This window comes from Parahaemophilus parainfluenzae (genome assembly GCF_001055095.1).
Lineage (GTDB): Bacteria > Pseudomonadota > Gammaproteobacteria > Enterobacterales > Pasteurellaceae > Haemophilus_D > Haemophilus_D parainfluenzae_Z.
Genome location: NZ_JVHG01000010.1, coordinates 1 through 12,536 on the forward strand (window position 1 = coordinate 1; position 12,536 = coordinate 12,536).

A 12,536-nucleotide genomic window follows, 5' to 3' on the forward strand; every position below is an offset into this window, starting at 1 on the left:
CCTACAAGCCTACAAGCCTACAAGCCTACAAGCCTACAAGCCTACAAGCCTACAAGCCTACAAGCCTAGTTTAATCTTGTCTTTTCAAACTTCCAACATTTTTTTGGGAGTTTGAAATGTTAAAAAATACTTCTGCCAAAAACAACAATCTTCATGCGGCAAAACGCGGCAAAAATGACGAGTTTTACACGCAACTTTCTGATATTGAGCGCGAACTGCAACACTACACCGGTCATTTCAAAGACAAAGTGGTTTATTGCAACTGCGATGACCCACGAGTAAGCAATTTCTTTCATTATTTTTCCTACAATTTTGAACGCTTGGGGCTGAAAAAACTGATTGCCACATGCTACAAAAACCAGCATTCCGATGTATTCAGCCGAAACGACAGCGAGCAAGCCGTTTATTTGATTTACGAGGGCGACAAAGATGGCGACCGTGTTCCATCGCCCGATGAAGTTGAAGTGAAACCCTTACAGGGCGACGGCGATTTCCGCAGCGCGGAATGTATCAATCTGCTGAAACAAGCGGATATTGTGGTTACCAATCCGCCGTTTTCGCTGTTTCGGGAATATGTGGCGCAATTGGTTGAATATGATAAGAAATTCATCATTATCGGCAATCAAAACGCGATTACTTACAAAGAAATTTTTTCGTTAATCAAAGAAAATAAAATTTGGCTCGGTTACAAAAGCGGCGATATGGCATTTCAAGTGCCTGATTATTATGAAATGCGCGAAACACGCAGTTGGCGTGATGAAAACGGTAAAAATTGGCGCAGTTTGGGCAATGCTTGTTGGTTTACCAATTTAGACCATTCTAAACGCCATGAACCATTGATTTTATGGAAAACCTATACGTCCGAAGAATATCCGCATTACGATAATTATGATGCGATTAACGTTAATAAAGTTATAGATATTCCGATTGATTTTGACGGTGCAATGGGTGTGCCGGTTACATTTTTGGATAAATACAATCCTGAACAATTTGAGATTGTTGGACTTGACCGTTATGTTGAAGATAATCCCAATTATGGAAAACGGTTTACTTTAAATGGAAAAGAAACCTATGCTCGCATTCTTATTAAACACAAACATCCCAAAAAAGGCTAAATCATGAAAATCCAATTAAAAGAAATCTCCATTCGCGAATTAACACAAGATTATCAAGATAATGATGAACAGGGTGTATTCGGTTTTTCAGGCTGCCTGAATATCCGTCCGCCGTATCAGCGCGAATTTGTTTATAAAGACAAACAGCGTGATGAAGTGATTCGCACGATTATGAAAGGTTTTCCCTTAAATGTGATGTATTGGGCGGTGGGCGAAAATGGCGAATTTGAATTGATTGATGGACAACAACGCACAATATCTATTTGCCAATTTAGCCAAAGTCTGTTTTCGGTAGAGTTTGAAAAAGACAAACCACTTAATTTTGGTAATTTAACCGATGACCAACAAAATAAGTTTTTGGATTATAAATTGCAGGTTTATCAATGCACTGGCACAGATAGTGAAAAATTAGATTGGTTCAAAACCATCAATATTGCTGGCGAAAAATTAACCGAACAAGAATTGAGAAATGCGATTTATTCTGGTTCGTGGGTTTCGGCTGCAAAAAAATATTTCAGCAAGCGAAATTGTGTGGTTCAACAGCAATTTGGTGATTATTTGAAAGGCACGGCAGAACGCCAAGAGTTTTTGGAAACGGCGATTTCATGGATTGCTGCATGTGAAAAACAAACGATTGAGCAATATATGAGCAATCATCAAAAAGATGAGAGTGCAAGTGAATTGCATCAATACATTCAAGAAGTTTTTGCGTGGGTTAAACGGATTTTCAGTAATCACAGCAAAGAGCGCGTGAAGTTGATGAAAGGACAAGAATGGGGCATTTGGTATAATCAATACAAGGAAACAACGTTTAATGCTGAAGAGTTAGAACGCAAAATTCTCAAACTGATCGATGATGATGAAGTACAAAAGACGAGCGGTATTTATCCTTATTTATTGTCAGGGAAAGAAAAATATTTAAATTTGCGTGCATTTAGCGAAAAAGATAAGCAGAAAATGTATCAAAAACAAAATGGTGTTTGTCCGCATTGCCAGCAACATTTTGAGTTGTCGCAAATGGATGCTGACCATATTGTACCGTGGTCGCAAGGTGGTAAAACCATATTAGAGAACGGACAAATGCTGTGTAAGCCATGCAATCAAACCAAATCTAATAAGTAGTTCAACATACTGCCATAAACTCATTTGGAACAAATAAAAAGTAGAAAGCCACCCATAATGGCTTTCTACTTAAAATATAATCAACACATCGTTAAAACACAGCCAAACAAATAAAATATAAAATGAATAATGATATTTTATCTATCTTATAAAGAATAACTTTCTATACATATAAGCAATCTCGAAAGAGGTTGCTTTTTTCTTCTTGCAAATCGATCAAACTTTGATCTAAAATGCCACCCACTTTTGAGCAAATCTTCTCGTTTGCTTTTTTCATATTTAATTCGTTCAACCAATTTAGCAAGAGAAACATGACTTATTGGCTACAAAACAATAAGTTGGAAGTTGATTATGCACGTTGAACGAAAAAATGAAAAACAACAAGAAAACATCACCACTTTTACTTTCTGCACTTCGCAATCTCTCTGCGTTCGCTATTTACGATTTATCTGATACCGAAATACTCATTCTTCTTAAAAATGCTCGTTGGGGAAATTCTCATTGTTTTCATACTGTTCAATGTCCTCGTTGTCATATTGAGCATAAAGCCTATTTTATTTCTTCTCGTAAGCAATGGCAGTGTAAGCATTGCCAACATCGTTTTTCTGTAAAAAGTGGTACAATTTTTCAGCACACTAAACTTTCCCTAAAAAAGCTACTGTTATCGGTTTATTATTTCACTATCAATAGTAAAGGGATTTCTGCGCTTAACTTATCTCGTCATATTGGCGTGCAATATAAAACGTCATGGGCATTACTACATAAATTCCGTGAAGCAGTTGAAAAAACGCAAGATTACACACCACTCACGGGCATTATTCATATTGATGGTTGTTATGTGAATAACTACCTTCGCCCCAAAAATTTTAAACATAAGCGAATTGATAGACGTAAGAGATGTCACCAACGTAAAGATAAATCCTGTGTTATGGTTTTCCGTCAACAAGCTGCAAATCAGGAAATAATAAAAGGAGCCGACCGCACTCTCGTTGCATTAGTTAAAGAGGAAAATGCTGATGATATGCTTGCTTTAACACATCGCTTAGTCGCACCAAAATCTACAATTTGCGCTGATGAAAATCCTGCTTATGATGGCTTGGCATTTCACTATGACTTATATCGCGTAAACCATTCGCAAGAATATTGCTCGATTGACGGCACCACCAATAACCTAGCTGAATCCTTCTTTGCAAGATTTAGAAGAATGATTATGGGTGTGTATCATAAGATGGGAAATAATTACATGATGCACTATGCGAATGAAACCGCATGGCGTGAGGATTTTCGTTACCAATCGGATAAAGACAAATTCGACAACGTACTAAAACGCTGTTTGAAAGCCAGACCTTCACGAGATTTAACTGGCTACTGGCAGGGAAATAAGAAACCTGCGGCAAAATTCGGATTGGAAAGTTTATGTTTAGAAGCCTCAAACGATAACCAATATTTAGCCGTAGCCTAAACAATTTAAAGCAACACAAGGAGCAATAATGGAAACCATGACACACACGCCACTTAACGTGGATTTAAAAAAGATGGACTATGAAACATTCAAAACTTTTATGCGAGAACTGGCTCAGATGTATTCAAACGTAAAAGATGATGCCTATCTGTTGTTCTATCACAATTTGCGAGACCTTGCGAAAGAAGTCAGTACTTTACCCCGTAATCCATTGATATTTTATGGATCCTATGAAATCACTAATAATCAGGTAGTTGTAGCGATATTTGAAATGCAATTTACCGATGAAGTGTTTGAAACCGAAGATGGGAAACCTTATCAGATGCTTTCTATTATTAGTAGTTTTGCAGAAGATAAAATCTATCTACGTTGCCCGACTAAAATTAGAGAACACCTCACTCAACCTGAATACGTTGCTCTCTGCGAACAGGCTTACCCTGCAATGATGGAACAAATGTTGCTAGAGGAGCAACGAGAAAGACTGTTTAGAAGAAAACGGAAAAGTGAGTAATGGAAAAATAAGTAGAATTCTATAAAATACATTTATAAAAAATAATGCCCTTATCGAAATAAGGGCATTTTTGTACGGTTTTGTTTAAATTTTGGTCTTTGTGCAACTGCTACATAATACCGAAAAAATCCCATGTTTTTTGACCGCATTTTTTATTTAAGCAATTATTTATTCGCTAAAATCACTGCGCGAGTTGGGGCTTGATAGCCTTCGATGGTTTTACTGTGATCATTTGGATCTAAGAAATCAATCAAACTTTCATTTTCTAACCAATCCGTTTTACGCTGTTCTTCTAACGTTGTGGTGGCGACATCCACACAACGCACATTAGTAAAGCCGACTTTTTCTAACCAATTAATGAGTGCAGCAACGGAAGGGATAAAATACACGTTCTTCATTTTTGCATAACGATCTGAAGGCACTAAGACCGTATTGGCATCACCATCAACCACTAAGGTTTCTAACACCAATTCGCCACCTTTTACTAATTGATTTTTTAGTTGAGTGAGGTGATCAAGCGGTGATTTACGATGATAAAGCACGCCCATTGAGAATACGGTATCAAATGCCGCAAGTGGTTGCATTTCTTCAATACCTAATGGGATTAAGTTAGCTCGACGATCGTTATTTAATAATTTTCGAACCGCTTCAAATTGGCAGAGAAAAAGTTCGGTTGGATCAATTCCGACCACCATTTTTGCACCTTCGCCAACCATTCGCCACATATGGTAGCCGCTACCGCAGCCCACATCTAAAATGGTACGATCTTTTAATGGGGCAAGATGAGGCAAAACACGATCCCATTTGAAATCAGAACGCCATTCGCAATCCACGTGAATATCAAATAAATGATAAGGTCCTTTTCGCCATGGCATTAATTGCTTCAAATGATGAATAATGCGTTGTTTTTCGCCCTCTGAAAGTGGGGAAGTGCGGTCAGATTTCACGGCATTTTTTAAATCGATAGTATCTGCTTGTAAATCAGGGAGAAAATCCACGATTTTTGACCATTTGGCATAATCACCATGAGTTTGTTTTTCCCATTCTTTTAACTGCAAAGGCAATGTTTCTAGCCAAGCCGATAAATTCGTGGTGGCAATTTGCTGATAAAAAGGACGAAAATCAATCATTATTTTGCTTCCTTATAAGCTTTTTCTGCTTTCTCAAAAGTTTCTTTAACTTCATTTTCAGGTTCTGCAGAAAGGAGGGAAACTACAATAATCGCCAGGCTAGCAAGAATGAATCCAGGGATCATTTCATAGACATTAAACCATTCACTGGTTTCAGGAATCACCGATTTCCAAGCAAAGACAACCACTGCACCGACAACCATTCCCGCCATCGCCGCTGATGAAGTCATGCGTTTCCAGAATAAGGAGAAAAGCACGACAGGACCAAATGCTGAACCAAAGCCAGCCCAGGCAAATTCAACGAGTTTTAATACTTTGCTATTTTCATCTTGTGCAATCCAAATCGCAATGCCAGCGATGACTAAGACCATTGCACGGCCTAACCAGACTAATTCTTTTTCAGAAGCTTTTGGACGAATAAACCCCTTATAAAAATCTTCCGTAATAGAGCTTGAAGAAATTAATAATTGTGCGGAAAGTGTACTCATGACTGCCGCTAAAATCGCAGAGAGTAGAATACCGGCAATCCATGGATTAAAGAGCAATTTAGCCAGTTCAATAAATACTTGTTCTGGTTCATTATTTACCACGCCAGCCACATTAGGGTTAGCAAAGAAATAAGGGATACCGAAGAAACCAATACCAATCGCACCGGCTAGGCAAATCACCATCCACGTCATACTAATACGGCGTGCTTTAATGAGGGATTTCACCGAGTAAGCCGCCATAAAACGTGCAAGGATATGCGGTTGACCAAAATAACCTAAGCCCCAAGCCGCTAAACTTAATAAACCTAACGGCGTGGTAGAACTAAATAAATCGGTAAAGTCTTTATTTGCTGCGATTTCAGCTTGATGTAGCACTTCCGTAAATTGTGATGCATCCCCCAAACTTAAAAAGATAAAGAGAGGCGTTAAAATCAGAGCAAAAATCATCAATGTGGCTTGAATGGTATCCGTCCAGCTTACCGCTAAAAATCCACCGATAAAAGTATAGACAATAGTCGCTAAAGCGCCGTACCAAATGGCGGTGGAGTAGTCGACTGAGAATAGATTTTGGAATAATTTCGCCCCAGCAACGACACCTGAACCGCAATAAATGGTGAAGAATACTAAGATGATTGTTGCAGACACAATTTTTAAGAGATTATGCGATGTGCCAAAACGATGGTGGAAATATTCCGGTAATGTGAGTGCATTGTTGTTAAATTCAGTGTAGATCCGTAAACGACCCGCCACGAGCAACCAGTTAAAATAAGCCCCGAGGATTAAACCAATGGCGATCCAACCTTCAACTAGACCTGACACATACACTGCACCGGGCAAGCCCATTAATAACCAGCCGGACATATCAGATGCGCCAGCAGACATGGCTGTCACAAAACTTCCGAGTTTACGGCCGCCTAAAATATAATCGGATAAGTTGTTTGTATAATAATAGGCAAGGACACCGATTAAAATCATGCCGAAAATATAAATACTAAAAGTAATAAGTGTTGGGTCTAAACCAAACATTAAATACCTCAAAAAAAGTCATGAAAATTTGAGAAAGGTCATATTTTACCTTATTTGGGTCTATTATTCTATTTTCCTTTTCGATAGACTTATACCATTAAAACTAAGGTCGAAAAAATGAATTCTGTTGAATTATTAATGAATGTTACGCCCAATGAAACCCGCGTTGCGCTGGTGGAAACGGGTGTTTTAAAAGAGGTTCATATTGAACGTCAAGCCAAACGTGGCATCGTGGGGAATATTTATAAAGGGCGAGTAACCCGTGTTTTACCGGGGATGCAGTCCGCATTTGTGGATATCGGTTTAGAAAAAGCCGCATTTTTGCATGCTTCCGATATTGTTTCACATACCGAGTGTGTAGACGTGAATGAGCAAAAGCAATTCCGTGCAAAAAGCATTTCTGAACTCGTCCGCGAGGGGCAGGATATCGTGGTACAAGTGGTAAAAGATCCTTTGGGCACCAAAGGCGCAAGATTAACCACGGATATTACATTGCCTTCTCGTTATCTCGTCTTTATGCCGGAAAATAGCCATGTTGGTGTATCACAACGTATTGAAAGCGAAGAAGAGCGAGCAAGATTAAAAGCGTTAGTTGAGCCTTTTTGTGATGAGTTAGGTGGCTTTATTATTCGTACTGCTACCGAAGGCGCAACGGAAGAAGAATTGCGCCAAGATGCGGAATTCTTAAAACGTTTATGGCGTAAAGTACTTGAGCGTAAAGGTAAATATCCAACCCGTTCTAAAATTTATGGCGAACCCGCATTACCACAGCGTATTTTACGTGATTTTATCGGCGCCAATTTAGAGAAAATTCATATTGATTCCAAACTTTGTTTTAACGAAGTCAAAGAATTTACCGATGAATTTATGCCTGAGTTAAGTGAAAAATTAATGCTTTATACGGGCAGTCAGCCGATTTTTGATATTTATGGTGTAGAACGTGGTATTCAAAATGCACTTGAAAAACGCGTGAATTTAAAATCGGGCGGCTATCTCATTATTGAACAAACCGAAGCCATGACGACGATTGATATCAATACAGGCGCTTTCGTCGGTCATCGGAATTTAGATGAAACGATTTTTAACACCAATATTGAAGCCACTAAAGCCATTGCTCAGCAGTTACAACTGCGTAATTTAGGCGGTATTATCATTATTGATTTTATTGATATGAAAACCGATGAACATCGTAATCGTGTAATTGAATCCTTGGAAGAAGCGCTATCGAAAGATCGTGTAAAAACCAATGTAAATGGTTTCACTCAACTTGGTTTAGTGGAAATGACCCGTAAACGCACTCGTGAAAGTTTAGAGCACGTTTTGTGTGATGAATGTCCAACTTGCCAAGGACGTGGACGAGTAAAAACCGTCGAAACAGTATGCTATGAAATTATGCGTGAGATCATTCGAGTTAACCATTTATTCTCGAGCGAACAATTTGTGGTTTATGCCTCTCCAGCTGTGGCAGATTACTTAATCAAAGAAGAGTCGCATGGTTTATTACCAGAGATCGAAATGTTCATCAGCAAACAAGTTCAAGTTAAAACCGAGCAGTACTACAACCAAGAGCAGTTTGATGTGGTAGTGATGTAAAAGACAAAAGTGCGGTCAAATTCGACCGCACTTTTTACTTTTTAATGGCATAAATTTTCTGATGTTAGTTTTTAATTGCGTGTTGATAAGTTTTCATTTATAAAACGTATAATTGAAAGTTCATAGGAAAAGTAAATGCTTATAGCTGATCTAAAATGGATTGATTACAACAGCCCAACAAGGGATGATGCCTCCCTAATAGTTCTTGAACCTGCTTATTGCCTACATTTAACATTAGCAATAGGAACAAAAGGGGATTCTGGGAGTGACTATTTTTATACTAATGTTTTTAATGTAGGAATGGTACAAAGAGAAAAGGTATTGATGATAAATAAGGGAATTGTTGTTGCTCTGAATACATTAGATGACATAGAAAATTATTTGTCAGTCATGATAAATAGTATATCAGGAGAAACTTGGGATGATATTGTTATTCAGTTACAAGAATATTTTGATTGGGAATATCAAGGGACTTGAGGAGTTTAAAAAGCATCTAATTCAAGAATAAAAAGAGCGGTCAAAATTGACCGCACTTTTTATTTTAACTACTTCAATCTTTCTAACTGTTGAATAATGGCTTCATCAGGTTGTGATTGGATTTTTCGCATACGTATAAAGAGTAAAGCGGCGGCAATGGTTAAGGCAATGATAAAAGCAACCCAGAAACCTTTTGCACCGATGCTTGGAACAATCCAATCCGTGCGAGAAAGAATATAACCAACGGGAATACCCACGCCCCAATAGGCAAGTAACGTGATATAAAGGATAATTTTAGTGTCTTTATAGCCACGTAAAATACCGCTTACTACTACTTGTACCGAATCTGAAAATTGATAAATCGCTGCCATCGCTAATAAGCTGCCTGAAAGGGCAATAACAGTAGCATTATCGCCTACAATTAATGTGGCAATCTCTGCACTAAATACCCAAATTACCAACGCCAATACACTTGCCACAATCAAGCCAAGAATAATAGCCGCGTGAGCCATAATTTTGGCTTTTTGTGGTGCGTGATTACCGAGCTCTTGCGCCACTAAAATGGTGGCAGCCATCGCAATAGACATTGGGAACATAAAGGCTACGGCACTGGTGTTTAAGGCAATTTGGTGGCTGGCGACCACATCTGCGCCTAATGGGGAAAGTAATAAACTACTTAACGCAAATAGTGAGACTTCACTGCACAGCGCAATCGCGATCGGCAAGCCAAGTGCGGTCAATTTTTTCAGTGTTTTGATGTCTGGCTTTTCAATAATCTTTTCAAAGACTTTCAAACTACGTTCATTATAGTTTTTGGCTGAATAGGTAATCATCAAGATTGCCATCGCCCAGTTAACAATAGCCGTTGCCACACCACAACCGACACCACCCAATGCAGGCGCACCAAATTTGCCGTAAATAAACATATAATTCAGCGGAATGTTCAGCATTAACCCCATGAAGGTTATTACCATGGCGGGTTTTGTTTTGGCAATGCCATCATTCAAACAGCGGAAATTAATCAGCAATAAATAGGCAGGCAAGCCCCACACCATCGCACGCAAATAGTTCATCGTCACATCAGCCATGTGGGCATCCATATTCATAAACTGTAATATGAAATCATTATGATAGATGATGAGTGCAAGGGGAATCATCACTAAAAATGAAATCCAAAGACCTTGTCTCACTTGGTGAGCAATGCGATGGCGCTGCCCTGAACCATTTAAATAGGAAATCGTTGGTGGTAAGGCGAGTAATAAGCCCTGTCCGAAAAGTACCAAAGGTAGCCAAATGGAGGCTCCGATACCAACACCGCCTACATCTGCAGAGCTGACACGCCCAGCCATAATCACATCCACGGTACCCATGCCAGTTTGAGCTAACTGGGCAAGCCCGATAGGTGTCGCAATTCGGATAAGTTTTTGAATATCAATACGGTATTGAGAAAAAAGACGAGGATTCATAAATTTTGCTATAATATTGGAAAAATTTTTAATGAAGGAATAATAATGTTTACAGGTATTGTACAGGGCATCGCCCAAATTTATGCAATTAAAGACAGTGATAATTTTAGAACACAGATCGTAAAATTACCAGCTGAAATGCGAAAAGGCTTGGAAATCGGTGCATCCGTGGCGAATAATGGCGTGTGCTTAACAGTGACTGAAATTCACGACGATCTTGTCAGCTTTGATTTAATGCAAGAAACCTTGCGCATCACGAATCTCGGCGGCTTAAAAGCCGGGGATTTTGTGAATATCGAACGCGCAATGCAAATGGGCGCAGAAATTGGTGGACATATTTTATCGGGCCACGTTTATTGTACTGCAAGCGTTTCACAGATTATCGAAAGCGAAAACAATCGTCAGGTTTGGTTTAAATTACCTAATAAAGATGTGATGAAATATATCCTAACAAAAGGATTTATTGCGATTGACGGCATCAGTCTTACTATCGGTGAAGTAAAAGATGATGAATTCTGTGTGAATCTAATCCCTGAAACCTTACACCGAACACTTATCGGTAAGCGTCAAATCGGTGATTTAGTGAATATCGAAATCGATCCGCAAACACAAGCGATTGTGGATACGGTGGAGCGGTATTTAGCCGCTAAAGCTTAGTTGGAATGAAAAAAAGTGCGGTAGAAAACGATGTTGTTTTTTACCGCACTTTTTATTGAATTATATGAGATTAGTTAGCTTTGGATTTCTTCGCTTTTTTCCATTTTATAGTGGTATAATGGAACCCAACAAATTTTGATAATCCCCTCTGCAAAAATAGGCTTTTACTAAGATGATGAGATATTTATTCTTGCTCGTATTATTTTAATTGGCTAACAAAAATGAATAAATTGTAGGGATTTAGAGTTAGGTTATTTGAAATGTGACCGTTAATAAGAATAGATAGATAAATAAAATGAATTTTGTTTCTCTTATTACTAATGATGCTGATTTTGAGGTTTTTACTGTTACCTGCTGTTCCAAGATTCTTGGGCAGGGGGTGGTTGGTTTTTCTAAAGGTCCTGATGGGGGGCGTGATGGCACTTTTTCAGGGATAGCAAATGATTTTCCAAGCGCAGCAAAACCTTGGGAAACTGAAAGTGGTAGGGTAGTTATTATTCAAGCTAAGCATACCCAAAATTTGAATTCTACGACAGGAGCCAAAGAGTTTAAAAAGATTATTGAGGGAGAACTGCCAAAATTAAAACGAATGGTGGAAGATGGACAAATTGGTTTCTATTTATTAGTGACAAATAGAAAAGAAACGGGGAAATCCCATCCCGAGCTTATCGAGCTTATTCATCAATATACAGGTTTACCTTATGAGAATATTGCAATATTAGGTAGAGAATACCTTGATCGTTTAATTGCTAGATATCCAGAAATTATTAGGGAGGCAGAGCTAGAGCATTTGATTGAGGTTTATGCTGATTTATTGACAACTAGTCATATTGCAGATGTAATAAAAAAATGCAAGCGTTTGATAGATTCTTGTAGCCAAAGTCAAGACGATAATAATTTGTTGACACGTTGTAATCTAATTACAAAGAACGAGAAAAATAATGCGACGCCTCATTTTGCAGAGATAATGATGAGCTACTTTGATCCATTCATTAAACAAATTGATGATGTGTTGCGTAATCCAGAGAATAATACACTAAAGGAAGACTATAAAGACCTTGTTTTAGATACTAAAGCAAAACTTGAATCACTACATAGTGATGACTACATTAATACGAGATTAGAGAGCCTAATTTCTCTTTTTGTTAAGAATGAAAAGACTTCAGGTAAATATTTTGAGAATAAGGTTAGAATGCTCGTTTATTATATGTATTGGAATTGTGATATTGGTCGCAAAGAGTAAAATATGATAAAGATTCAACCCGATAAATATACAGATCCTGATAAATCAGTTATGTATGCGGCTACTTTAATGCTGAAATCATTAAAATGTGATAGGTATATTGCCTTCGATAAGTTGCTTTCAGTTGTAAAACAAGCAACAGGTTGTGATTATGTTTTATTTATGCCAGCAATAAATTTACTTTATTTATTAGGCCTTGTAGAGTATCACTCAACAAATGATTCCTTTGAGTATAGAGGAAAATAA

At 38.1% G+C, this 12,536-nt stretch carries 12 protein-coding genes; 9 read left to right on the forward strand and 3 right to left on the reverse strand.

The features are described from left to right. Nucleotides 1-116: 116 nt before the first annotated feature. The 4 genes from ADA56_RS02015 (at nucleotide 117) to ADA56_RS02030 (ending at nucleotide 4,210) form a co-directional block, all read left to right on the forward strand. Entirely contained in the window at nucleotides 117-1,115 is a 999-nt protein-coding gene (locus ADA56_RS02015) for an adenine-specific methyltransferase EcoRI family protein (protein ID WP_049368952.1), read from the forward strand. 3 nt (nucleotides 1,116-1,118) lie between these two features. Beyond that, nucleotides 1,119-2,237 (forward strand): GmrSD restriction endonuclease domain-containing protein, encoded by a 1,119-nt coding sequence (locus ADA56_RS02020; RefSeq protein ID WP_049368953.1) that lies wholly within the window; start codon nucleotides 1,119-1,121, stop codon nucleotides 2,235-2,237. A 370-nt stretch (nucleotides 2,238-2,607) separates the two neighbouring features. Further along, nucleotides 2,608-3,699 carry an IS1595 family transposase gene (locus ADA56_RS02025; RefSeq protein WP_049368954.1) on the forward strand — a complete coding sequence of 364 codons (1,092 nt, stop codon included), beginning with the start codon at nucleotides 2,608-2,610 and terminating at the stop codon, nucleotides 3,697-3,699. A 28-nt stretch (nucleotides 3,700-3,727) separates the two neighbouring features. Then, nucleotides 3,728-4,210, forward strand: a complete 483-nt coding sequence (locus ADA56_RS02030; protein WP_049368955.1) for a hypothetical protein — start codon at nucleotides 3,728-3,730, stop codon at nucleotides 4,208-4,210. Nucleotides 4,211-4,374: 164 nt separating this feature from the next. Here the strand turns inward: ADA56_RS02030 and cmoB are convergent, their stop codons facing one another. Both cmoB and putP read right to left on the reverse strand, forming a co-directional pair. Beyond that, nucleotides 4,375-5,340 (reverse strand): tRNA 5-methoxyuridine(34)/uridine 5-oxyacetic acid(34) synthase CmoB, encoded by a 966-nt coding sequence (gene cmoB, locus ADA56_RS02035; protein WP_014065579.1) that lies wholly within the window; start codon nucleotides 5,338-5,340, stop codon nucleotides 4,375-4,377. Then, nucleotides 5,340-6,854: a sodium/proline symporter PutP gene (gene putP, locus ADA56_RS02040; protein ID WP_049368956.1), complete on the reverse strand. Its 1,515-nt coding sequence runs from the start codon at nucleotides 6,852-6,854 to the stop codon at nucleotides 5,340-5,342. The genes cmoB and putP overlap by 1 nt, the downstream gene beginning before the upstream one ends. Before the next feature lie 117 nt (nucleotides 6,855-6,971). On the opposite strand from putP, the gene rng reads away from it, so the two are divergent. Both rng and ADA56_RS02050 read left to right on the forward strand, forming a co-directional pair. After that, nucleotides 6,972-8,447 (forward strand): ribonuclease G, encoded by a 1,476-nt coding sequence (rng, locus tag ADA56_RS02045; RefSeq protein WP_049368957.1) that lies wholly within the window; start codon nucleotides 6,972-6,974, stop codon nucleotides 8,445-8,447. A gap of 135 nt (nucleotides 8,448-8,582) precedes the next feature. Next, the gene (locus ADA56_RS02050) at nucleotides 8,583-8,924 is read left to right on the forward strand and encodes an Imm8 family immunity protein (protein ID WP_049368958.1); all 342 of its coding nucleotides are present in this window, start codon (nucleotides 8,583-8,585) and stop codon (nucleotides 8,922-8,924) included. Nucleotides 8,925-8,992: 68 nt separating this feature from the next. On the opposite strand, the gene ADA56_RS02055 is transcribed toward ADA56_RS02050, so the two are convergent. Beyond that, the gene (locus ADA56_RS02055; protein WP_049368959.1) at nucleotides 8,993-10,390 is read right to left on the reverse strand and encodes an MATE family efflux transporter; all 1,398 of its coding nucleotides are present in this window, start codon (nucleotides 10,388-10,390) and stop codon (nucleotides 8,993-8,995) included. Between the two features lie 45 nt (nucleotides 10,391-10,435). Between ADA56_RS02055 and ADA56_RS02060 the strand changes: the two genes are divergently transcribed. From ADA56_RS02060 to ADA56_RS02070, 3 genes are all read left to right on the forward strand, one after another. Further along, entirely contained in the window at nucleotides 10,436-11,047 is a 612-nt protein-coding gene (locus ADA56_RS02060) for a riboflavin synthase subunit alpha (RefSeq protein ID WP_049368960.1), read from the forward strand. 295 nt (nucleotides 11,048-11,342) lie between these two features. Continuing rightward, nucleotides 11,343-12,290 (forward strand): ABC-three component system protein, encoded by a 948-nt coding sequence (locus ADA56_RS02065; RefSeq protein ID WP_049368961.1) that lies wholly within the window; start codon nucleotides 11,343-11,345, stop codon nucleotides 12,288-12,290. 3 nt (nucleotides 12,291-12,293) lie between these two features. Beyond that, complete coding sequence (locus ADA56_RS02070) at nucleotides 12,294-12,536, forward strand: ABC-three component system middle component 8 (protein ID WP_049368962.1); 243 nt, start codon at nucleotides 12,294-12,296, stop codon at nucleotides 12,534-12,536.

Bases quoted from the DNA above. Each gene is read 5' to 3' on its own strand.
- cmoB (WP_014065579.1), bottom strand. From the start codon at position 5,340: ATGATTGATTTTCGTCCTTTTTATCAGCAAATTGCCACCACGAATTTA.
- ADA56_RS02050 (WP_049368958.1), top strand. From the start codon at position 8,583: ATGCTTATAGCTGATCTAAAATGGATTGATTACAACAGCCCAACAAGG.
- ADA56_RS02055 (WP_049368959.1), bottom strand. From the start codon at position 10,390: ATGAATCCTCGTCTTTTTTCTCAATACCGTATTGATATTCAAAAACTT.
- ADA56_RS02070 (WP_049368962.1), top strand. From the start codon at position 12,294: ATGATAAAGATTCAACCCGATAAATATACAGATCCTGATAAATCAGTT.
- putP (WP_049368956.1), bottom strand. From the start codon at position 6,854: ATGTTTGGTTTAGACCCAACACTTATTACTTTTAGTATTTATATTTTC.
- rng (WP_049368957.1), top strand. From the start codon at position 6,972: ATGAATTCTGTTGAATTATTAATGAATGTTACGCCCAATGAAACCCGC.
- ADA56_RS02015 (WP_049368952.1), top strand. From the start codon at position 117: ATGTTAAAAAATACTTCTGCCAAAAACAACAATCTTCATGCGGCAAAA.
- ADA56_RS02020 (WP_049368953.1), top strand. From the start codon at position 1,119: ATGAAAATCCAATTAAAAGAAATCTCCATTCGCGAATTAACACAAGAT.
- ADA56_RS02030 (WP_049368955.1), top strand. From the start codon at position 3,728: ATGGAAACCATGACACACACGCCACTTAACGTGGATTTAAAAAAGATG.
- ADA56_RS02060 (WP_049368960.1), top strand. From the start codon at position 10,436: ATGTTTACAGGTATTGTACAGGGCATCGCCCAAATTTATGCAATTAAA.
- ADA56_RS02065 (WP_049368961.1), top strand. From the start codon at position 11,343: ATGAATTTTGTTTCTCTTATTACTAATGATGCTGATTTTGAGGTTTTT.
- ADA56_RS02025 (WP_049368954.1), top strand. From the start codon at position 2,608: ATGAAAAACAACAAGAAAACATCACCACTTTTACTTTCTGCACTTCGC.